Origin of the sequence: Saccharothrix lopnurensis, from assembly GCF_042658445.1 — a bacterium.
In the GTDB taxonomy this organism is placed as follows: Bacteria; Actinomycetota; Actinomycetes; order Mycobacteriales; family Pseudonocardiaceae; genus Actinosynnema; species Actinosynnema lopnurensis.
Genome location: NZ_JBHSQO010000035.1, coordinates 56057 through 76727, shown reverse-complemented (window position 1 = coordinate 76727; position 20671 = coordinate 56057). Strand labels below are relative to the sequence as shown.

Sequence of the window (20671 nt, the reverse complement as noted above, 5' to 3'; positions counted from 1 at the left end):
GGCGCTGCCCAAAAGGCGAGCCGCGGCCGTCGAGCCAGGAAAGGCCACGAAGTTGACCGAACAGCCGGTCCACGGCTTCCACCCGGCCGAGGCGCGCACGCCCGACACGTTCGCGCCCGTCGCGGTCGGCCTGCACGGCGTCACCAAGCGCTTCGCCGACCAGACCGCCGTGGACGACGTCACGCTGAGGGTGCACGAGGGTGAGTTCTTCTCGGTGCTCGGACCCTCGGGTTGCGGGAAGACGACGTTGCTGCGCATGATCGCGGGCTTCGAGCACCCGACGGCGGGTCGGATCGAGCTGGACGGCGTGGACATGGTGGGCGTGCCGCCCTACCGGCGGGACGTGAACACCGTCTTCCAGTCCTACGCCCTGTTCCCGCACCTGTCGGTGTGGGACAACGTCGCCTACGGCGTCAAGCGCAAGGGCGTGCGCGGCGCGGAGCTGAGGAAGGTGGTCGATGGGCACCTGGAACTGGTTCGACTCCAGCAGTACGCCAAGCGGCGGCCGGCGCAGCTGTCCGGCGGCCAGCAGCAGCGGGTCGCCATCGCCCGCGCGCTCGCCGCGGGACCCCGGATCCTCCTGCTCGACGAGCCGCTGGGCGCGTTGGACGCGGTGCTGCGAAAGGAGCTCCAGATCGAGCTGATGCGCATCCAGCGCGAGGTCGGCACCACGTTCCTCTACGTGACGCACGACCAGGAGGAGGCGCTGGTGCTGTCCCACCGCATCGCGGTGATGAACGCCGGCCGGCTGGAGCAGGTCGGCTACCCGGAGGACGTCTACGAGCGGCCCGCGACCCGGTTCGTGGCCGGCTTCATCGGCACCTCCAACATCCTGGACGCGCGCGTGTCCGGTGTGGACGGCGACTGGGTGGTGCTCGACGCGCCGGGCGTCACCGGCCTGCGCGCGCCGCTGGCGGGCCGGACCGTCCGGCACGGGCAGCGGGTCGCGGCGACCGTGCGCCCGGAGAAGGTGCACCTGCACGACCTGGACGACGAGCCGCCGGGCGGCTGGTGCGTGCTCACCGGCACCGTGCGCGACGTCGTCTACACCGGGGTGTCCACGCAGTACGCGGTGGACGTGCCCGGCGGGACCGGGCTGGTCGCGTTCGCGCAGAACACCCGCCGCGTCGCCGACGCGGGCACCCCGGGGCAACCGGTGCGGATGGCCTGGGAACCCGACTTCACCGTGCTGTTGGAGAGCGCCGCCCAAGGAGGCAGGGATGACTGAGCAGAACCTCCGGATCGCCCGGTTGTGGGACCTCGACAGCGCCAGGGTGACGCGGCGCGCGATGCTGCGCTCCTCCGCGTTCTTCGCGCTGGCGGCCACCGGCGCGTGCGGCGTGGGCAGCGCGCCGATCCCCGCGAGCACCGCGCCGGCGACCCCGGCGAGGGCCACCAACGCCCGGGCCGAGCCGAAGCTCAACTTCTACAACTGGACCGACTACATCGCGGACGACACGCTGTCCGGCTTCACCGCCGCCACGGGCGTCGAGGTCACCTACGACAACTTCAGCACCAACGACGAGATGGAGGCGAAGATCGCCTCCGGCGCGGCGGGCTACGACCTCGTGGTGCCCAGCGACAACTTCCTGCGCCGGTTCCTGCGCTCCGGCCTGCTCTCGCCGCTGGACCACGACCTGCTGCCGAACCTGGCGAACCTGGAGCGCCGGTTCACCGAGGCCGACTACGACCCGGGCAACGCGTACTCCGTGCCGTGGGCGTGGGGCACCACCGGCCTGGCCTACTCCACCTCCCAGCTGGGCGAGGTGACCGGCTTCTCCGCCTACGACCTGGCCGCCGCGCAGGGCCGCGCCACGATCCTGGACGAGGCCCGCGACGGCCTGGCCGTGGGGCTGCTCAAGCTCGGGCACGACCCGAACACCACGGACGCGAGGCAGCTGGCCGAGGCCGTGACCGCGCTGCTGGAGCTGAAGAAGGCCCTGGGCCAGATCACCTCGGACGTGATCGAGCCGCTGACCTCCGGCCAGGTGCCGCTGGCCCAGGCGTACTCCGGCGACGCGTTCCAGGCCCGCGACACCAACCCGGACGTCGCCTACGCCATCCCCACCGAGGGCGGCCTGTCCTACGTGGACCTGCTGTGCGTGCCCAAGGACGCGCCGCACGCCGAGAACGCCCACCGGTTCATCAACCACGTCCTGACGCCGGAGGTGGGCGCGGCGCTGGCCAACGCCATCCGCTACGGCAGTCCGAACGAGGCCGCCAAGCCGTTCATCGACCCCGAGCTGCTCGACGACCCGCTGGTGTACCCGTCGGCCGAGCAGCTGGCCAGGCTGCCGTTCACCAAGGACCTGGGCGCGGACGTGGAGGCCCGCTACGCCGACGCGTGGACCAGGGTGAAGACCGGCTGATGGCGCGTCCCCGCTGGCTCGTCGCCACCGGTCTGCTCGCGCCGACCGGGCTGTGGCTGGGCCTGTTCTTCATCGCGCCGCTGGCGCTGGTGGTGCAGTTCAGCTTCGCCACCCGCGACACGGGCGTGGCGCGGGCGGTGCTGCCGTGGACCACGCAGGCGTACGCGACCGCGATGGACCCGGCGTTCCTGCCGATCTTCGGCCGCACGCTGGCCTACGCGGGCGCCACCACGGCGCTGTGCCTGCTGCTGGGCTTCCCGCTGGCCTGGTTCATCGCCCGGCACGGCGGGCGGTACCGGACCGCGCTGCTGGCGGCCGTGCTGGTGCCGTTCTGGTCGAGCTACCTGGCCCGGATCTACGCGTGGAAGGCGCTGCTGGACGGCGAGGGCCTGGTCAACGCCCTGCTCGGGCACGTGGGGCTGGACCGCGAGGGCGGGTTCCTGCTCACCCACGGCGCGGTGGTGCTGGGCCTGACCTACGGGTTCCTGCCGTTCATGGTGCTGCCGCTGTACGTGGCCTGCGAGCGGTTCGACCACCGCCTGGTGGAGGCGTCCCACGACCTGGGCCACGGGCGCGCGTCGACGTTCCTCCGGGTGGTGCTGCCGGGCGTCGCGCCGGGCGTGCTGGCCGGGTCGCTGCTGGTCCTGGTGCCCGCCGCGGGCGACTTCGTGACGCCGCGGCTGCTCGGCGGGGTCGGCCAGTCGACGTTCGGCAGCGTGATCGACGACCAGTTCCGGGGCGGCAACAACTGGCCGCTCGGGTCGGCGATGGCGGTGCTGCTGCTGGTGCTCGTGGTGCTGGTGCTGGTGCTGCGCGGCAGGCGCGGGGAGGACGTGCTGTGACCCGGCGGCCGTGGGTGCTCGGCGGCGTGGCCGCGCTGGTGCTCGCCTTCCTGTACGCGCCGATCGCCTGGCTCGCGGTGGTGTCGTTCAACGACTCGCGGTCGCTGAGCCGGATCACCGGCCTGTCCACCCGCTGGTACGCGCAGCTGGTCGCGGACGACCGCGTGCTCGACGCCCTGGGCCTGACCCTCAGGCTGGCCCTGACCAGCGCGCTCGTGTCCACCGCGATCGGCACGCTGGCCGCGTTCGGGCTGCGGCGGGCGTTCCCGGGGCGCGGTCCGTGGACGGTGCTGCTGAGCCTGCCGCTGGTGGTGCCCGAGGTGGTGCTGGGCGTGGCCGTGCTGGGGTTCTGCGTGAAGCTCGCGGGCATCCCGCTCGGCTTCGGCGCGCTGCTGGCCGCGCACGTGGCGTTCTCGCTGAGCTTCGTGGTCGTGGTGGTGCGCTCGCGGGTCGCGGGCATGGACCCCCGGCTGGAGGAGGCCGCCGCGGACCTGGGCGCGAGTCCGCTGGTGGCGTTCCGCACGGTCACCCTGCCGCTGGTGGCCCCGGCGGTGGCGGCGGGCGCGGCGTTCGCGTTCCTGCTGTCGTTCGACGACGTGGTGACGTCGAGCTACCTGACCGGCGTCGGCTCGACCACCCTGCCGGTGTTCGTCTACGCGCAGGCGAGCAAGCGGGGCGTGTCACCGGAGATCGTGGCGCTGTCGACGCTGCTGGTCGCGGTGACCGCCCTGCTGCTGGTCGTGGGCGTGCTGGTGACCGCCTGGCGGGCCCGCCGGGCGGGGGCGGCGTCAACTTTCGTCTAACGCGCCCGATACCGACGCACGCCGACCCGGGCGCGGCGGTTCTCTACGGTGGGTGGCTGTGACGTCTGTCGTTCAGCGGCTCCGGCTCGATCCGCCGGGCCTCCGGGGAGCACCCGCGGCGTTCCTGCGGGAGCACGCCGACCGCCTGACCCGGGTGACGCCGTGGCGGGTGGGGCGCGAGGTGCTCGCGGTGCTCGTGGTGCTGCTCCTGGACGTGTTCCCGGGCTGGCTGGGCGGGAACCCGGACCTGCCGCCGTGGGTGCTGCTGGCCCTGGGCGCGGGCTACGCGGCGCTGTACCTCACGCGGCTGATGTTCCCGGCCCTGGCGCTGCTGGCGGGCACCTGGTCGGTGTTCAGCACCCAGCACGGCGGCGTCGCGCTGGTCGTCATGCTGAGCTACGCCGCCGGGTACCGGATCATCCCGTGGCAGCGGGCGCTGCTCACCGCCGTGCTCGCGCTGGCGCTGCACATGCTGGCCTGGGACGTGTCCACGCCGGGGCTGAGCGGGCTGTTCGGGTCGTGGGTGATGCTGACCGTCTACGGCATGGTGGTGGCCCTGCCGTTCCTGGTCGGCCGGTACGTCGCGCAGCGCAACGCGCTGGTCGCCGCGTTGCAGGAGCGCGAGGAACGGGTGGTGCGCGAGCGGCGGATGGTGTCCCGCCAGGTGCGGTTGCGCGAGCGCAACCGGATCGCCCAGGACATGCACGACAGCCTCGGCCACCGGTTGAGCCTGATCTCGGTGCACGCGGGCGCGCTGTCGCTGGACGGCGGGCTGGGCGAGCACCAGCGGGAGGCGGTGCAGGTGCTGCGCAGCGCCGCGCTGACCGCCATGGAGGAGCTGCGCGGCGTCATCGGCGTGCTGCGGCGCGACGAGGAGCACGAGGAGGACCCGGTCCGGCGCACCGTGGACGCGATCGACGAGCTGGTGGACGGCACGCGGCGGGCCGGGGTGCGGGTGAGCCTGGTGCGCGGCGGCCAGCCGGTCGCGCTGCCCGCGAAGGTCAGCCACGCCGCCTACCGCATCGCCCAGGAGGGCCTGACCAACGCCAGCAAGCACGCGCCGGGGGCGAGCGTGCAGGTGACGGTGAAGTACGAGCCGGACGCGCTGGTGGTGGAGGTGCGCAACAACGCGCCGCGCGTCAAACCACCGAGGGGCGCCGGGTTCGGCCTGGTCGGGCTGGGGGAGCGGGTGCGGCTGGCGGGCGGGATGCTGCACGTCGGCGAGCCGCCCACCGGCGGGTTCCGGATCGCGGCCGTGCTGCCGTACGAGGACACCGCCGCGCCCGGCGACGAGCCCGCCGACGAGGAACCCGCCGCGGCGGCCAAGCCGAGCGGCATCCGCAAGTGGGCGGGCGTCGGGTCGATAGTGCTGGCCGGCGCGGTGGTGGTCGTGGTGGTCGGCGGCTACACGTGGCTGGGCATCCAGCCCGCCACCAAGGTCGTCGACCAGCGGCTCTACGAGTCGATCGAGGTGGGGCAGGACGAGGCCGAGGTGGTGGCGCGGCTGCCCGGCGGGGCGGAGCCGCCGGTGGGCGACGTCAAGTCGCACGCGCTGCCCGAACCGCCGGGGGCCGAGTGCGTGTACCGCGTGGCCGACGAGCAGACCTACTCGTCGCGGGCGACGAAGGTCGTGCGCTTCTGCTTCGCGGACGGCAAGCTGATCGAGAAGAAAACCCACCTCCAGGGGATGTGAACGGTGATCCGGGTCCTCATCGCCGACGACGAGCCGCTGATGCGCGCGGGCATCAAGGCCATCCTCGGCACCGCAGACGACATCGAGCTGGTCGCCGAGGCCGGCGACGGTCGGGAGGCCGTGCGGATCGCGCGGGAGCGGCGGGTGGACGTCGCCGTGCTCGACATCCGGATGCCGCGGCTGGACGGGCTGTCGGCGGCGCGCGAGCTGCGGTCGGTGGCGCCCTCGGTGCGGGTGGTGGTGCTCACCACGTTCGGCGAGGACGACAACATCGTCCGGGCGCTGTCGGACGGCGCGGCGGGGTTCCTGCTGAAGGACTCGGCGCCGGAGGAGCTGCTGCGCGCGGTGCGGGCCGTGCACGCGGGCGAGGCGTACCTGTCGCCCATGGTGACCAGCCGGGTGGTCGGGATGGTCGCCCAGGTGGGGCAGCCGCGCCGCCAGGAGGCGCGGCGGCAGGTCCAGGGGCTGACCGAGCGCGAGGTCGAGGTGCTGGCGCTGCTGGGGCTGGGCATGTCCAACGCGGACGTGGGCCAGCGGCTGCACATGAGCGAGGCGACCGTGAAGACCTACGTGAGCCGGTTGCTGGCCAAGCTGGGCCTCACCAACCGGGTGCAGGCGGCGCTGCTGGCGCGCGACGCCGGGTTGGCGGGCTGAACGGGCGGGGCACCGGCCCCGGAACGTGGAGCGGCCCCCTCCGACAGCTGTCGGAGGGGGCCGCTCGGGTGGGGCTCGTCAGACCCGCCGGGGCGGGTGATCAGGTCAAGCCCTGGCTCGGTTGCCGGTCACCAGGCGGTAGACGCCGAGCACGATGAGCGAGCCGAGGATGGCCAGCAGCCACGTGCTCAGGTCGAAGAACGAGTTGATGTCGGAACCGAAGATCGCACGGCCGACGAAACCGCCGATGATGGCGCCGACGATGCCGAGCAGCATCGTGATGATGATGCCACCGGGGTCGCGGCCAGGCATGATGGCCTTGGCGATGGCACCCGCGATCAGGCCGAGAATGATCCAACCCAAGATGCCCACGGGGGCTCTCCTTCCTGATGGCCGCGGCGGGCGGATCCGTCGCGGCGCTTGATCGAGGAGTGCCCACGTTCGGGTGAGAACACGCACCGGTTATCATTCTGTTATCAAACTACCGCCGTGCGGGTCCTCTGTGCGGGTCCTCCCTGCGGGTCCGCTGGGTGGGTCCGCTGGGTGGGTCCTCCGGTCGGGCCCTCAGGACGGGTCCGGAACAATGGTGCGTGATGAGCACACCACGCACCGTCCTGGTCCTCGGTTCCACGGGCTCCATCGGCACCCAGGCCCTCGACGTCATCGCGGCCGACCGCGACCGCTTCACCGTCGTCGGCCTGGCCGCGGGCGGCGCCGACCCCGCCGCCCTCGCCGCGCAGGCCCTGTCGGCCGGGGTCGAGGCCATCGCGGTGGCCCGCGCCACCGCGGTCGAGGACGTCACGCTCGCCCTCTACGCCGAGGCGCAGAAGCGCGGCTTCTCGCGCGGCGAGTTCACGCTCCCGCGCATCCTCGCCGGCCCCACCGCGATGACCGACCTGATCGACTCCACACCCGCCGACGTGGTGCTCAACGGCATCACCGGCTCCATCGGCCTCGCGCCCACGCTGCACGCGCTGGCCACCGGCGCGACCCTGGCCCTGGCCAACAAGGAGTCGCTGATCGCGGGCGGGCCGCTGGTGCTCAAGGCCGCGAAGCCCGGCCAGCTGGTGCCGGTCGACTCCGAGCACTCCGCGCTGGCCCAGTGCCTGCGCGGCGGCCGGGCCGACGAGGTAGCCAGGCTCGTGCTCACCGCCTCCGGCGGCCCGTTCCGCGGCCGCTCCCGCGCCGAGCTGGCCGGCGTCACCGCGGCCCAGGCCATGGCCCACCCGACCTGGTCCATGGGGCCGGTCATCACGATCAACTCGTCCACCCTGGTCAACAAGGGCCTGGAGCTGATCGAGGCGCACCTGCTGTTCGGCGTGCCCTACGACCGCATCGACGTGGTCGTGCACCCGCAGTCGGTCGTGCACTCCATGGTGACCTTCGTCGACGGCTCCACCCTCGCCCAGGCCAGCCCGCCGGACATGCGCCTGCCCATTGCCCTCGCCCTGGGTTGGCCCGAGCGCGTCCCCGGCGCCGCCGCCGCGTGTACCTTCGACGTGGCGACCGCCTGGACGTTCGAACCGCTGGACGACGAGACGTTCCCGGCGGTGCGGCTGGCCAGGCAGGCGGGCTCCGGCGGGGGCTGCCTCCCGGCCGTCTACAACGCCGCCAACGAGGAGGCGGTCGACGCCTTCCTCACCGGTGACACCCCCTTCACCTCCATCGTGGACACTGTGGAACGGGTGCTGGCGGAAGCGGGCGGCTGGTCGCGGGAACCGGCTGACGTGGCCGAGGTGCTCGCGGCGGAGGAGTGGGCCCGGGCACGGGCACGGGAACTCGTGGCCACCTCGGTGGGCCCCGGGAAGGACTGACAGTGGTCTACTTTTTGGGCATCCTGCTGTTCGCCCTGCTCATCGGCATCTCCATCGCCCTGCACGAGCTGGGGCACCTGGGTACCGCGAAGATGTTCGGGATGAAGGTCACCCGGTACTTCATCGGGTTCGGCCCGAAGATCTGGTCGTTCCGGCGCGGCGAGACCGAGTACGGCCTCAAGGCCATCCCGGCGGGCGGGTTCTGCGAGATCACCGGCATGACCTCGCTGGAGGAGGTCCGCCCCGAGGACCAGGCCCGCGCGTTCTACCGGCAGAAGACCTGGAAGCGCGTCGTCGTGCTCTCCGCGGGCTCCATCACGCACTTCATCCTCGGGTTCGTCATCCTCTACCTGATGGCCTTCACCCTCGGCCTGCCGAACCTGCGCAACACGCCCGTGGTCGAGGAGGTCTCCGCCTGCGTGCAGAGCAGCGTCGAGGCCGACTGCGCCCCCGGCGCGCCCGCGCCGGCCAGGGACGCGGGCTTCCTGGCCGGTGACGAGATCGTCGCCGTGGCCGGCACCGCGACGCCGACCTGGACCGACGTGCTGAAGGCCACCCGCGAGCGGTCCGGCGACACCGAGTTCACCGTGCTGCGCGACGGGCGGGAGCTGCGCCTGGACGTGGACGTGGCCCGGGTCGAGCGGGAGCTCGTGCGGGAGGACGGCTCGACCTACAAGGACGAGGTCGGCGCGATCGGCATCATCCACCAGCGCAACTTCGAGTACAACGCGCTGACCGCCCTCGGCGGCGCGGGCGACTTCACCGGCGACATGTTCGTCAACACCTGGCACGGCCTGCTCCGGTTCCCGGAGAAGATCCCGGCCGTCGTCGAGGCCATCGCGGGCGGCGAGCGCGACGTGGACAGCCCGGTCAGCGTGGTGGGCGCGAGCCGGCTCGGCGGCGAGGCGGTCGAGCAGGGCCTGTGGCAGTTCTTCTGGATGATGCTCGCGGGCCTGAACTTCTTCGTCGGTGTGTTCAACCTCCTGCCCTTGCTGCCGCTTGACGGTGGTCACATCGCCGTCAACCTCTACGAGCGGGTGCGAAACTGGGTGAGGAAGCTCCGCGGCCTGCCCGTCGGCGCGCCGGTGAACTACCTGAAGCTGCTCCCGCTGACCTACTTCGTGATCTTCGTCGGCGGTGCCATCACGCTGCTGACGGTCACCGCGGACATCGTCAACCCGATCCGACTCCAGTGAGAGGTGTTCAACCGATGAGCGACGGCGTCATGCTCGGGATCCCGGCGATGCCGCCCCCGGTGTTGTCCGAGCGGCGCAAGACCCGGCAGCTCATGGTGGGCTCGGTGGGGGTCGGCTCGGAGTTCCCGGTGTCGGTGCAGTCGATGACCACCACCCTGACCTCGGACGTCAACGCGACGCTCCAGCAGATCGCGGAGCTGACCGCGGCGGGCTGCGACATCGTGCGGGTGGCGTGCCCGTCGCAGGACGACGCGGACGCGTTGGCGGCGATCGCGCGCAAGTCGCAGATCCCGGTGATCGCGGACATCCACTTCCAGCCGAAGTACGTGTTCGCGGCCATCGAGGCCGGGTGCGCGGCGGTGCGGGTCAACCCGGGCAACATCCGGAAGTTCGACGACAAGGTCAAGGAGATCGCCGCGGCGGCCCGCGACCACAACACGCCGATCCGCATCGGCGTCAACGCCGGGTCGCTGGACCCGCGGTTGATGGCGAAGTACGGCAAGGCGACGCCGGAGGCGTTGGCGGAGTCGGCGCTGTGGGAGGCGTCGCTGTTCGCCGAGCACGACTTCCACGACCTGAAGATCTCGGTCAAGCACAACGACCCGGTGGTGATGATCCGGGCCTACGAGATCCTGGCCGAGCAGTGCGACTACCCGCTGCACCTCGGGGTGACCGAGGCGGGCCCGGCGTTCCAGGGCACGATCAAGTCCGCGGTGGCCTTCGGCGCGCTGCTGCGCCAGGGCATCGGCGACACGATCCGGGTCTCGCTGTCGGCGCCACCGGTGGAGGAGGTCAAGGTCGGCCACCAGATCCTCCAGTCGCTCAACCTGCGGCCGCGCAAGCTGGAGATCGTGTCCTGCCCGTCGTGCGGCCGGGCCCAGGTGGACGTCTACACCCTCGCCGAGCAGGTCACGGCCGGTCTGGAGGGCATGGAGGTGCCGCTGCGCGTGGCCGTCATGGGCTGCGTCGTCAACGGCCCCGGCGAGGCCCGCGAGGCCGACCTGGGCGTGGCCTCGGGCAACGGCAAGGGCCAGATCTTCGTCAAGGGCCAGGTGATCAAGACCGTGCCCGAGCACCAGATCGTGGAGACCCTCATCGAGGAGGCCATGCGCCTCGCCGAGGAGATCGGCGAGTCCGCCCCGGGCGAGCCGGTCGTGACGGTCGGCTGAGCGGGTGGCCGACGCGCGCGACCAGCCGTCCATCTGGCACGCTTGACGCGTGTTGAGGCTCGCTGGCGCGCGGATGCTCGACGAGCGGGACCTGCCCGAGGTCCTCGCGGTGCTCGCGGCCGACCCGGTGGCGTCCTGCATGGTCGCCGCGCGGGTCGAGGTCGCCGGGCTCGACCCGTGGCGGCTGGGCGGTGAGCTGTGGGCCTACGACCAGCGCTCGCTGCGCGGCGGCCGGATCGACGCGCTGTGCTTCGCGGGGCCCAACCTGATCCCGCTGTGCGGCAGCCCGGCGGCGCTGCGCAGCTTCGCCGACCGGGCCCGCCGCCGGGGCCGGATGTGCTCGTCGCTCGTCGGGCCCGCCGAGCAGGTGCTCGGCCTGTGGGAGGAGCTGACCCCGGACTGGGGTCCCGCCCGCGAGGTGCGCCCCGAGCAGCCGCTGATGGCGCTGGGCGGCAGCCCGGAGGTCCGGGCCGACCCGCTGGTGCGCCCGGTGCGGCCCGACGAGCTGGACCGGTACCTGCCCGCGGCGATCGCCATGTTCGTCGAGGAGGTCGGCGTCGACCCCTGCGCCGACGACGGCGGCGCGTCCTACCGGGCGCGGGTGGCCGAGCTGATCGCGGGCGGGCGGGCGTTCGCCCGGTTCGAGGGCGGCGAGGTCGTGTTCAAGGCCGAGATCGGCGCCATGTCGAGCAAGGTCGGCCAGATCCAGGGTGTGTGGGTGCGGCCGGACCGGCGCGGGCACGGCCTGGGCGCGACCGGCACCGCGGCCGTGTCCGAACGCCTGGTCAGGGGCCTGGGCCGGACCGCCTCGCTGTACGTGAACTCCTACAACGACGTCGCCCGGTCCGCCTACCGCAAGATCGGCTTCACCCAGGTCGGCCAGTACGCGACCGTGCTGTTCTGACCCCGGCCCCGAACCGGTCGAACCCCGGTGGCCGCAGACCGGCATACTCGGGGTCGTGATCCCGCGCACGGTGGCCCTCTCCGGGGCCGTGCTGCTGCTCGTCAGCGGCTGTGGCCTGTTCTCCTCCCGACCGGGTCCCGACGAGGTGGCGAACGACTTCCTGACCCGGGTCGCGAACGGGGACCTCGACGGCGCGGCGGCCGCCACCGACGACCCCGCCGGTGCCCGGGAGCTGCTGGGCAGGGTGCGCGAGGTGCTCAAGCCCGCCGGCCTGCGCACCACCGTGGACCAGGTCCGCTCGTCGGGGGAGTCCGCGGTCGCCGAGGCCGAGGTGCGCTACGACTGGGACCTCGGGCACGGCCACTCGTGGGGCTACCAGGCGGGGCTGGGGCTGCGCCGCGAGGAGGACGACTGGAAGGTGCGCTGGGCGCCGTCGGTCGTGCACCCGAAGCTGGGCGCGCAGCAGGTGCTCGGCATGGTCGAGGTGAAGCCCGACCCGGCGCCCGTGCTGGACCGCGAGGGCGTGCCGCTGCTCTCGCCCGAGGTCGTCGTGTCCGTGCTGCTCGACCCCCGCGAGGCGGGGGACCTGGAGGCGGTCGCCGGGTCGCTGGCGGCGGCGCTGTCCCCGATCGACGCCGGGATCACGCCCGCGTCCGTCGTGGAGGGCGCCTCGGCCGTGCCCTCCGGGCAGGTCTACCAGGTGGCCGCCCTGCGCGATGCCGACTACCAGACCGTCAAGCCCGCCATCTACGAGCTGCCGGGCGTGCGGTTCACCACGCAGAAGTCGCTGCTCGCGCCGTCGCGGACGTTCGGCTCGCAGGTGCTGCCCGCGGTGCGGCGGTTCGTGGAGGAGGACATCGCGGGCCGCTCCGGCCTGCGGGTCTACACCGTCAACGCGACCGGCGAGGAGGTGGAGACCCTGCACGACGTGCCGCCCCAGCACGCGGAGGCGATCCGGACCGTGCTCAGCCGGTCGGTGATGACGGCGGCCGAGGACGCGGTGGAGCCGGTGCCCGGGGCGGCGATGCTGGTGGCGGTGTCCGCGTCGACCGGCGACCTGCTGGCCGTGGCGCAGAACGAGCCCGCCGACAAGGAGGGCGCGGTGGCGCTGACCGGCCAGTACCCGCCCGGGTCGACGTTCAAGGTGGTGTCCGCGGCGGCGGCCCTGGGTGCCGGGCAGGTGACCGCGGAGAGCCCCGTGCCGTGCCCCGGGAGGACCACCATCGACGGGCGGCGGATCGTGCCGAACGACCGCGAGTTCGACAAGGGCACCATCCCGCTGCGCACGGCGTTCGCGGTGTCGTGCAACACGACGTTCGCGCAGCTCGCGGCCGGCATGGCGCCCGACGCGCTGACCAAGGCCGCCGACTCGTTCGGCCTGGGGGTGGACTTCGGCATCCCGGCCGTCACCACGATCACCGGCTCGGTCCCGCCCGCGACCGACGTGGTGGAGCGCGCGGAGGACGGGTTCGGCCAGGGGAAGGTGCTGGCCAGCCCGTTCGGCATGGCGCTGGTGGCGGCCACGGCGGCGTCGGGTGAGGTGCCGGTGCCGTCGGTGCTGGCCGATCGGGAGACCGAGGTGGACCACGTGCCGGCCCCGCCGTCCCCGGCGGTCCTGGAGCCGCTGCGGGCGATGATGCGCGAGGTGGTCGAGTCGGGGTCCGCGCCGCAGCTCAAGCCGTTCGGGGACGTGCGGGGGAAGACGGGCACGGCGCAGTTCGGGGACGGCACCAACTCCCACGGCTGGTTCATCGGGTACCGGGGTGATGTCGCCTTCGCCACGCTGCTGCTGGGCACGAACTCGTCGGGGCCGGCGGTGGAGGCTTCGGCGCGGTTCCTGGGCGCGTTGGGCTGAATGGTCCAGCTCGCATGTGATACCTTGTATTACATGGATCAGGTGGGACTGCGCGACCTGCGGCATCACACGAGCGATTACGTGCGCCGAGCCCAGGCCGGGGAGCGGATCGCGGTGACCGATCACGGGCGCGTGGTGGCCGAACTCGGTCCGCCCGGCGAGGACGCGTCCACCCTCCGCGATCAACTCGTCCTCAGCGGCGAGCTGCTCCGCGGTCGAGGCCGGGAGTTCCCCGAGCCGCTGCCCCCCGTCTCCGGCACGCCGATCTCGGAGGTGCTGCGCCGACTGCGCGAGGACGAGCGCTGGTGATCTACCTCGACACCTCCGCCCTGGCCAAGTTGGTGCAGACCGAAGTCGAGACGCCGGCGCTGCGCGAGTGGCTCGACGCCCGACCCGGCGTACGGCGGATCAGCAGCTCCCTCGCGCGGGTCGAGCTGATCCGGGCCGTCCGGGCCGAGGGGGAGGCGGCGATCCGGGTCGCCACCCTCATCCTGGTCGAGATCGACCAGATGCCGATGACCATGGACCTGCTCGACGCCGCCGGCGCACTCCCGCTCCCGCTGAAGTCGCTCGACGCGATCCACCTCGCGTCCGCCCTGCGGCTGCGCGGCGACCTCGACGCGTTCGTGGCCTACGACAAGCGGTTGCTCACCGCCGCCGACGAGATGGGGCTGCCGGTCGCGGCCCCGGGAACGGCGGAAGAGGCCGCCTGATCGGCACGTCCGCCGGCGTTGACCACGTGGTGGTCGCCCGGCGCGCGTCCCGCCGTAACCTGGGGGGCATGTCCGTGCGTGCCGTCCTCCAGCCAGGTGTGCAGTCCCCGCGTCGCCCCGTGCCCGCCCACATCGTGCGGCCCGAGTACGTCGACCGGCCCGAACCCCAGCGCAACACCGATCCCTGGGTGCAGCCGCCGGAGGTCGTGGAGGCGATGCGGGTGGCCGGGCGGCTCGCCGCGCAGGCCCTCCAGGAGGCGGGCAAGGTCATCGTGCCCGGGGTCACCACCGACGAGATCGACGCGGTCGCCCACGAGTTCCTGTGCGACAACGGCGCGTACCCCTCGACGCTGGGCTACCGCGGGTTCCCGAAGTCCTGCTGCACCTCGCTGAACGAGGTCATCTGCCACGGCATCCCCGACTCGACCGTGGTCGAGGACGGCGACATCGTCAACGTCGACGTCACCGCCTACCTCGGCGGGGTGCACGGCGACACCAACGCCACCTTCCTCGCCGGCGACGTCCGCGAGGACGTGCGGCTGCTCGTCGAGCGCACGCACGAGGCCACCACGCGCGCCATCAAGGCGGTCAAGCCGGGCCGCCGGCTCAACGTCGTGGGCCGGGTCATCGAGGCGTACGCCAACCGCTTCGGCTACGGCGTGGTCCGCGACTTCACCGGCCACGGCATCGGCCGCACCTTCCACAGCGGCCTGGTCGTGCTGCACTACGACGCGCCGCACGTCCCGACAGTCATCGAGCCGGGCATGACGTTCACCATCGAGCCGATGATCACCCTCGGCGGCATCGAGCACGACATGTGGGACGACGGCTGGACGGTCACCACCCGCGACAAGAGCTGGACCGCCCAGTTCGAGCACACCATCGTGGTGACCGAGGACGGCGCGGAGATCCTCACCGTCTGCTGAGCAGCGGCACCAGCGCCGCCGCGACCCGGTCGGGCGCGGTGGCGGCGGCCAGGTGGTGCGCGTCGAGCGACACCACCGGCCAGCCGAGCGACCGGGCGGCCTCGGCCGCGCCGTCGTAGGTCCCGCTCAGCCGCAGGTACGAGCACGCCCCGGTCCACGGCACGGTGGGCCGGGGCTCCTTGAGGAACGCCAGCGGCACCTCGGGCGCCTCGGCGACGATCTCCTCCAGCAGCCGCACGTCGGGCACCATCGCGGACAGCGCCTCGGGCGCGAACCACAGGTCCCAGCGCGGCATCAGGCCGTCCCGCGAGATGGCCTTCAGCCGGGTCATGCGCTCCGCGGGCGCGCCCTCGCGCCAGCTGCGGCCGGGCGTGGGCAGCTCGGCGTCGAGGAACACCAGCCCGCGCACGGGCGTCTCCAGGGCGTCGGCGAACGCGGGCAGCAGCGGACCGGCCCCGCTGTGCCCGACGAGCACCAGCTCGCCCTCGACCCCGGCGTCCTCCACCGCGTCGGCGAACACGCCGATCAGGCGCTGGTGCACGGGCGCGGCGTTGACCGTGACCCGCAGGTCGAGCAGGAGCACGGGGTGACCCAGCTCCGCCAGCGCCCCGGCGAGGGGCCGGAGGCTGGCCGGTCCGAGGTAGGGGCTGTGCACCAGGACTGCGGTGGCGGGCTGGTCGACCATGACGTGGATGATGTCAGCCTGGACCGACACAGGGGGCGTTCGTGCGAGGTGCGTTGCTGGTGGCGGGGACCACCTCGGACGCCGGGAAGAGCGTGCTGACCGCCGGTTTGTGCCGGTGGCTGACCCGGCAGGGCGTGCGGACGGCGCCGTTCAAGGCGCAGAACATGTCCAACAACTCGGTGGTCACCCGGGACGGCGGCGAGATCGGCCGCGCGCAGGCGCTCCAGGCCGCCGCGTGCGGGCTGGAGCCGAGCGTGCGGTTCAACCCGGTGCTGCTCAAGCCGGGCGGTGACCGCAGCTCGCAGGTCGTGGTGCTGGGCCGGGCGGTCGGCGAGGTGTCCGCGCTGTCCTACCGCGAGCGCAAGGCCGAGCTGTTCACCACCGTGCTGGCCACGCTGGAGGGGCTGCGCGCCGACCACGACGTGGTGGTCTGCGAGGGCGCGGGCTCGCCCGCCGAGATCAACCTGAGGGCGAACGACATCGCCAACATGGGCCTGGCGCGGGCGGCGGACCTGCCGGTGCTGGTGGTCGGCGACATCGACCGCGGCGGGGTGTTCGCGCACCTGTTCGGCACCCTGGCCCTGCTCGACCCGGCGGACCAGGCGCTGGTCGGCGGGTTCGTGGTGAACAAGTTCCGCGGCGACCCGGAGCTGCTGCGGCCCGGCCTCGACCAGCTGCGCGCCCTCACCGGGCGGCCCGTGCTCGGGGTGCTGCCGTGGCGCGAGGAGCTGTGGCTGGACGCCGAGGACTCGCTGTCCTACGCCGCCGACGGCGTCATCGGCCGCCCGGAGCCGCCTCGCGGCGACCAGTGGCTGCGGGTGGCCGTGGTGCGGTTGCCGCGGATCTCCAACGCCACCGACGTGGAGGCGCTGGCCTGCGAGCCGGGCGTGTCGGTGAGGTTCGTCACCGAGCCGTCCCGGCTGGCCGACGCGGACCTGGTGGTCGTGCCGGGCTCCAAGGCGACCGTGACCGACCTGGCCTGGTTGCGCGCCACCGGCCTGGCCGACGCGATCACCGCGCACCCCGGCCCGGTGCTCGGGATCTGCGGCGGGTTCCAGATGCTCGGCGCGCGGGTGTCGGACGAGGTCGAGTCGCGGCGGGGCGACGTGCCCGGCCTGGGCCTGCTCGACGTAGACGTGCGGTTCGAGCCGGACAAGACCCTGGAGCAGCCGCGCGGCACGGCGCTCGGCGAACCCGTCACCGGCTACGAGATCCACCACGGGCGGGTGGTGCGCACCGCCGAGGAGGGCCTGGTCACCCTGCCGGACGGCACGTCGGAGGGCGCGCTGCGCGGCCGGGTCGCCGGCACCCACTGGCACGGCCTGCTGGAGAACGACGCCTTCCGCCGCGCGTTCCTGCGCTGGGCCGCGGGGCACGCGGACCGCGGCGGCTTCGAGCCCGCGCCGGACACCTGCTTCGCGGGCCGCCGGGCGGCGCAGCTCGACCTGCTCGGGGACCTGGTGGCCGACCACCTGGACACGGACGCGGTGCGGGCGCTGGTGGAGCGCGGCGCGCCGGCCGGGCTCCCGGTGGTCCCCCCGGCGGGCGCGCCACCCGTGGGGTGAGGCGGTCGGGGGACTCCGCGGGCCGGGATGCCCGGCGGGGGCGCCCGACCGGCGGGTCCGGGAGTGGAAAGGATCGTGGGCGATGCGCGCGACGAGGTGAGCGGGACCGTGTCGGGGCCGCTGATCCAGGCCCGCGACGTCGCCTCCGCCGCGCCACCCCGCCCGCCGCGCCGGCCGGCCTGCCGCCGGTGGACCTGTTCACCGGGCGCACCACCGACCTGGCCGTGCCGGCGGCCGCCCTGCGTCCCGACCCGGCCGCCGCCCCCGTGGTGATCTCGGCGGTCGCGGGGCTCGCCGGGGTCGGCAAGACCACCCTCGCGGTGCGCGCCGCGCACGAGGCCGTCGAGGAGGACTGGTTCCCCGGCGGCGTGCTGTTCATCGACCTCCGGGGGTACGACCCGCCTGAACGTGCCGGCCGAGGCCGAGGCGGTGAGCCTGCTCGACAGCGCGGTGCACGCGGCCCGCCCGGACGACGACCGCGTGGCGGCCGACCCGGCGGCGGCCGGTGAGCTGGTCCGGCTGTGCGGGTGCCTGCCACCGGCGCTGGGCATCGTGGCGGCGCTCCTGGTGGCCGATCCCGGGCAGCCGATCGAGGACCTGGTGGCCGCGCCGGGGGAGGCGTCGACCAGGTTGGGCGAGCTGGCGTTCGGGGACAGCTCCGGCGTGCACGCCGCGTTCGACCTGTCCTGCAACCGGCTCGCGCCCGCCGAGGCGCGGCTGTTCCGGCTGCGTACGAGATGGCGGTGGACGCGGGCGACCGCGCCGGCGAGGCCGGCGCCGTGCACCGGCTCGCCCGGCCGGCCCGCGAGATGCGCGAGCACCAACGGGCGCGTCGGCTGTACGAGGAGTTCCTGGGGCTGAGCCGGGAGGCGGGGGACCTGCCCGCCGTGGCGCAGGCGCTGCACAACCTCGGTTCGATCGCCCGCCGCAGCGGGGACCTCACGGCGGCGCTGGGCCACTACGACGAGGCGCTGGACCGCTACCGGCAGCCGGGTGACCGGCGCGGCGAGGCCGACATCGTGTTCAACCTCGGCACGGTCGCGACGAGGAGGCCGCCGCCCGCTACGCCGAGGCCGTGCGGCTCGTCGTGGCGCACGGCGACCGGCTGCGCGAGGCGCGGGTGCTGGCGCGCCTCGGCATCCTGGCCAGGCGCCGCCGGGACCACGACGCCGCCCGGCACCGGTGGGTGCGCGCGATGAACCCCTACGCGGCCCTGGGGCACGAGGACGTGGTCCGCGGCATCCGCAAGCGGCTGGTGGGGCTGCGCCGACGCAGGCGCTGAGGAGGGGGTTTCCGGTCATCCCGCCCGGGAAGGGCAGCCCGTCGCCTGGCGGAACCCGGTGGCCGCGTGCGACCACCAAGCCGCTCTGGTCACCGGTGCCGCGTGGGCGACCGGTCCCCGACCGGAGAGGGTGCCCGACCACCAAGTCGGGCGGAGCACCGCGCCGGGAACCGTCGGGCCGCTGTGCCGCGGACGAGACGGGTGGAATCCGCTGTGGACGCCTGTTCAGCGTCCGGGAAACCGCTGAGGCGCGAACAGTTCCGGTACCGCATGTCGCACCTCCGCTCCGGTTCGGGCCTACACCCTGAAGGTACCGAGGACGGCCCAGGGGATACGTCGCCCGATAGGGCCAAGGGCGGTCACGATCCGTGCACGAGAGCGGCCCAGTCGGGACCGTCGGCGCGCTCCACCCACCCGTCGGGCCACTTCCGCCGCACGTCGCGGGTCCGCGTGCGGGCTCCGGTCAGCGTCGCGTCGGTGTGCACGCCGAAGTCGGTCTCGCCCTCGAACACCGCGCCGCGGAACGCCGACTCCCCGAACCCGACCCGCCGGAAGTCCGCCAGGCCGCGGAAGCGCGCCTCGCGGAAGTCGGCGCCCCGGGTGAAGGTCGTGCCCCGGAACGTCGCCGGCCCGGTGAACGTGGTGCCGACGAACGAGGCCGTGCGCACCTGCGCGCGCGTCAGCACCAGCTTCACCAGGGTCGCGTTGGACAGGTCGAGCGCGATGTCCGCCCAGAACGCCTCCGCCCGGTCCGGCCGCAGGTGCTCGGCCAGCAGCCCGGTGGCGGTCCGCCTGACCTCCAGCTCCTCGAACCGGTGCGCGTCGCGCGGCCCCACCCGCACCTCGGGCGGCGGCGTGAACGGCATCCGCAGGTAGGCGCAGACCAGGTTCACGATCGTCTGCCGGTGCGCGGGGTGGTGCTGCGCGAGCCGCTCCAGGGCGTACAGCCCGGCCAGCCGCACCGGCGCCTTGTCGCTGCCCAGTTGGTCGGCCGCCTTGCCGTACATCTCGGTGACCCGCCGCTCGGTGGCGTCGTGGTCCTTCTGCCGCAGGTCCAGCTCGGTGGAGCGCTGGCGGCGGGCGGTCAGCAGCAGCGCGGCGCCGCCGCCCGTGCCGAGCACGATGCCGGAGGCGGTGCGCACGACGTCGAGCCGCACCCCGTCCCGGGGTTCGCCGGAGCCGAGGGCGATCAGCAGCACCGCGGTCGAACCGGCGGCCACGACCGCCAGCCCGATCGCCCAGAGCGTGATCGCCCTGGTCGACAGCACCCGGTGCTCCACCCGTCCAGCTCAGCGAACCCCCGCGGCCGCGTCAACCACCCGTGCGGGGGTCCCGGGCGCCCGTCGCCGCACCGTGGCCGCGGCCATGCCCAGCACCACCAGGCCCGCCCCGGCCAGGCGCACCGCCGTGGTGGTCTCGCCGAGCAGCAGCCACCCGGACAGCATCCCGGTCACCGGCACCAGCAGCGCGAACGGCACCACCGCGCTCGCCTCGTACCGGCGCAGCAGGAAGTTCCACAGCCCGAAGCCGAGCAGCGTCGACACCCACGCGATGAACAGGACCGCGCCCACGCCCGTCCAGGTCAGCGCCCGCAGCGCGGCCAGGTCCGCCGCCGCGCCCTCGAACACCAGCGACAGGCCCAGCAGCGGCGGCACGGCCAGCGCGCTCACCCACACGATGAAGTTCAGCTGGTCCGGCGGCTGCGCGCGGCGGGTGGCCACGTTCGCCAGGCCCCACGCCACCGCGCCCAGCACCACGAGCAGGAACGCCGACAGCGGGCCGCCCACCCCGTAGTCCAGGGCGATGACCACGATGCCGACCGCCGCCACGGTCATCCCGACCAGCTGCGCGGGCCGCGGCCGCTCGCGCAGCAGCACGGCCGCGAACAGCACGGTGAAGAACACCTGGCTCTGGAGCACCAGCGACGACAGGCCGGCCGGCATCCCGGCGGCCATGCCCAGGAACAGCAGCCCGAACTTGGTCACGCCCAGCGCCAGCGCCACCGCCACGACCCAGCGCCACGCCACCTTGGGCGCGCCGACGAACAGCAGCGCGGGCACGGCGGCGACCAGGAACCGCAGCGCGGAGAAGAACAGCGGCGGGAAATTCCACAGGCCCACCTTGATGACGACGAAGTTGATCCCCCAGATGGTGACGACGAGGACCGCGAGGGCGACGTGGCGTGGCTTCACACCGCTCAC

22 protein-coding genes and 1 pseudogene are annotated in these 20671 nt (G+C 73.6%); 19 read left to right on the top strand and 4 right to left on the bottom strand.

Annotated features, from left to right (window positions below; all coding sequences use genetic code 11):
* The first annotated feature begins 52 nt into the window (after positions 1-52).
* From ACFP3R_RS27120 to ACFP3R_RS27095, 6 genes are read left to right on the top strand one after another with little or no spacing between them, the layout of a single operon-like run.
* Positions 53-1228: an ABC transporter ATP-binding protein gene (locus tag ACFP3R_RS27120; RefSeq protein ID WP_380639678.1), complete on the top strand. Its 1176-nt coding sequence runs from the start codon at positions 53-55 to the stop codon at positions 1226-1228.
* Positions 1221-2369 (top strand): polyamine ABC transporter substrate-binding protein, encoded by a 1149-nt coding sequence (locus ACFP3R_RS27115; protein WP_380639676.1) that lies wholly within the window; start codon positions 1221-1223, stop codon positions 2367-2369. The genes ACFP3R_RS27120 and ACFP3R_RS27115 overlap by 8 nt, the downstream gene beginning before the upstream one ends.
* The gene (locus ACFP3R_RS27110; protein WP_380639673.1) at positions 2369-3211 is read left to right on the top strand and encodes an ABC transporter permease; all 843 of its coding nucleotides are present in this window, start codon (positions 2369-2371) and stop codon (positions 3209-3211) included. Before ACFP3R_RS27115 ends, ACFP3R_RS27110 begins: the two co-directional genes overlap by 1 nt.
* Positions 3208-4014 carry an ABC transporter permease gene (locus ACFP3R_RS27105; RefSeq protein ID WP_380639671.1) on the top strand — a complete coding sequence of 269 codons (807 nt, stop codon included), beginning with the start codon at positions 3208-3210 and terminating at the stop codon, positions 4012-4014. The genes ACFP3R_RS27110 and ACFP3R_RS27105 overlap by 4 nt, the downstream gene beginning before the upstream one ends.
* A 58-nt stretch (positions 4015-4072) precedes the next feature.
* Positions 4073-5707: a sensor histidine kinase gene (locus ACFP3R_RS27100; protein ID WP_380639669.1), complete on the top strand. Its 1635-nt coding sequence runs from the start codon at positions 4073-4075 to the stop codon at positions 5705-5707.
* Between the two features lie 3 nt (positions 5708-5710).
* Entirely contained in the window at positions 5711-6361 is a 651-nt protein-coding gene (locus tag ACFP3R_RS27095) for a response regulator (RefSeq protein WP_380639667.1), read from the top strand.
* Positions 6362-6466: 105 nt separating this feature from the next.
* On the opposite strand, the gene ACFP3R_RS27090 is transcribed toward ACFP3R_RS27095, so the two are convergent.
* Positions 6467-6733 carry a GlsB/YeaQ/YmgE family stress response membrane protein gene (locus ACFP3R_RS27090; protein ID WP_033431425.1) on the bottom strand — a complete coding sequence of 89 codons (267 nt, stop codon included), beginning with the start codon at positions 6731-6733 and terminating at the stop codon, positions 6467-6469.
* Positions 6734-6954: 221 nt separating this feature from the next.
* On the opposite strand from ACFP3R_RS27090, the gene dxr reads away from it, so the two are divergent.
* From dxr to map, 8 genes are all read left to right on the top strand, one after another.
* A complete protein-coding gene (dxr, locus tag ACFP3R_RS27085) occupies positions 6955-8175 on the top strand; it encodes a 1-deoxy-D-xylulose-5-phosphate reductoisomerase (RefSeq protein WP_380639665.1) in 1221 nt (406 codons plus the stop codon).
* 2 nt (positions 8176-8177) lie between these two features.
* On the top strand, positions 8178-9371 hold the full coding sequence (locus ACFP3R_RS27080; protein WP_380639663.1) for a M50 family metallopeptidase: 1194 nt from the start codon (positions 8178-8180) through the stop codon (positions 9369-9371).
* Positions 9372-9385: 14 nt separating this feature from the next.
* On the top strand, positions 9386-10540 hold the full coding sequence (ispG, locus tag ACFP3R_RS27075; RefSeq protein ID WP_380639661.1) for a flavodoxin-dependent (E)-4-hydroxy-3-methylbut-2-enyl-diphosphate synthase: 1155 nt from the start codon (positions 9386-9388) through the stop codon (positions 10538-10540).
* Between the two features lie 49 nt (positions 10541-10589).
* Entirely contained in the window at positions 10590-11444 is an 855-nt protein-coding gene (locus tag ACFP3R_RS27070) for a GNAT family N-acetyltransferase (RefSeq protein ID WP_380639659.1), read from the top strand.
* Positions 11445-11499: 55 nt separating this feature from the next.
* Positions 11500-13299, top strand: coding sequence for a penicillin-binding transpeptidase domain-containing protein (locus tag ACFP3R_RS27065; RefSeq protein WP_380639657.1), 1800 nt, complete (start codon positions 11500-11502; stop codon positions 13297-13299).
* Positions 13300-13332: 33 nt separating this feature from the next.
* The gene (locus ACFP3R_RS27060) at positions 13333-13608 is read left to right on the top strand and encodes a type II toxin-antitoxin system Phd/YefM family antitoxin (RefSeq protein ID WP_380639655.1); all 276 of its coding nucleotides are present in this window, start codon (positions 13333-13335) and stop codon (positions 13606-13608) included.
* Positions 13605-14012, top strand: coding sequence for a type II toxin-antitoxin system VapC family toxin (locus tag ACFP3R_RS27055; protein WP_380639653.1), 408 nt, complete (start codon positions 13605-13607; stop codon positions 14010-14012). Before ACFP3R_RS27060 ends, ACFP3R_RS27055 begins: the two co-directional genes overlap by 4 nt.
* Before the next feature lie 68 nt (positions 14013-14080).
* Positions 14081-14938, top strand: coding sequence for a type I methionyl aminopeptidase (gene map, locus ACFP3R_RS27050; RefSeq protein ID WP_380639651.1), 858 nt, complete (start codon positions 14081-14083; stop codon positions 14936-14938).
* Here the strand turns inward: map and ACFP3R_RS27045 are convergent.
* On the bottom strand, positions 14925-15623 hold the full coding sequence (locus ACFP3R_RS27045) for an alpha/beta fold hydrolase (RefSeq protein ID WP_380639649.1): 699 nt from the start codon (positions 15621-15623) through the stop codon (positions 14925-14927). The two genes, map and ACFP3R_RS27045, sit on opposite strands and share 14 nt — an antisense overlap.
* Before the next feature lie 41 nt (positions 15624-15664).
* Between ACFP3R_RS27045 and ACFP3R_RS27040 the strand changes: the two genes are divergently transcribed.
* The 5 genes and pseudogenes from ACFP3R_RS27040 to ACFP3R_RS27020 all read left to right on the top strand — a co-directional run bounded on the left by ACFP3R_RS27040 (position 15665) and on the right by ACFP3R_RS27020 (position 18470).
* A complete protein-coding gene (locus ACFP3R_RS27040; RefSeq protein WP_380639647.1) occupies positions 15665-17188 on the top strand; it encodes a cobyric acid synthase in 1524 nt (507 codons plus the stop codon).
* Between the two features lie 188 nt (positions 17189-17376).
* Positions 17377-17697, top strand: coding sequence for a P-loop NTPase family protein (locus ACFP3R_RS27035; protein WP_380639645.1), 321 nt, complete (start codon positions 17377-17379; stop codon positions 17695-17697).
* Positions 17618-18049, top strand: coding sequence for a hypothetical protein (locus ACFP3R_RS27030; protein ID WP_380639643.1), 432 nt, complete (start codon positions 17618-17620; stop codon positions 18047-18049). Before ACFP3R_RS27035 ends, ACFP3R_RS27030 begins: the two co-directional genes overlap by 80 nt.
* A pseudogene (locus ACFP3R_RS27025) lies at positions 17998-18222 on the top strand (tetratricopeptide repeat protein); the annotation flags it as partial. The gene ACFP3R_RS27030 and the pseudogene ACFP3R_RS27025, both read left to right, overlap by 52 nt.
* A gap of 41 nt (positions 18223-18263) precedes the next feature.
* Complete coding sequence (locus tag ACFP3R_RS27020) at positions 18264-18470, top strand: hypothetical protein (RefSeq protein WP_380639695.1); 207 nt, start codon at positions 18264-18266, stop codon at positions 18468-18470.
* Positions 18471-18829: 359 nt separating this feature from the next.
* Here ACFP3R_RS27020 and ACFP3R_RS27015 read toward each other — a convergent pair whose 3' ends face one another.
* Together ACFP3R_RS27015 and ACFP3R_RS27010 are read right to left on the bottom strand one after the other, a co-directional pair.
* Positions 18830-19738, bottom strand: a complete 909-nt coding sequence (locus ACFP3R_RS27015; RefSeq protein ID WP_380639641.1) for a pentapeptide repeat-containing protein — start codon at positions 19736-19738, stop codon at positions 18830-18832.
* Positions 19739-19759: 21 nt separating this feature from the next.
* Positions 19760-20662, bottom strand: a complete 903-nt coding sequence (locus ACFP3R_RS27010) for an EamA family transporter (protein ID WP_380639639.1) — start codon at positions 20660-20662, stop codon at positions 19760-19762.
* Positions 20663-20671: the final 9 nt, after the last annotated feature.

Excerpts from the sequence above, each read along its gene's own strand:
- ispG (WP_380639661.1), top strand. The coding sequence starts at position 9,386 with ATGAGCGACGGCGTCATGCTCGGGATCCCGGCGATGCCGCCCCCGGTG.
- ACFP3R_RS27110 (WP_380639673.1), top strand. The coding sequence starts at position 2,369 with ATGGCGCGTCCCCGCTGGCTCGTCGCCACCGGTCTGCTCGCGCCGACC.
- ACFP3R_RS27115 (WP_380639676.1), top strand. The coding sequence starts at position 1,221 with ATGACTGAGCAGAACCTCCGGATCGCCCGGTTGTGGGACCTCGACAGC.
- dxr (WP_380639665.1), top strand. The coding sequence starts at position 6,955 with ATGAGCACACCACGCACCGTCCTGGTCCTCGGTTCCACGGGCTCCATC.
- ACFP3R_RS27060 (WP_380639655.1), top strand. The coding sequence starts at position 13,333 with ATGGATCAGGTGGGACTGCGCGACCTGCGGCATCACACGAGCGATTAC.
- map (WP_380639651.1), top strand. The coding sequence starts at position 14,081 with ATGTCCGTGCGTGCCGTCCTCCAGCCAGGTGTGCAGTCCCCGCGTCGC.
- ACFP3R_RS27045 (WP_380639649.1), bottom strand. The coding sequence starts at position 15,623 with ATGGTCGACCAGCCCGCCACCGCAGTCCTGGTGCACAGCCCCTACCTC.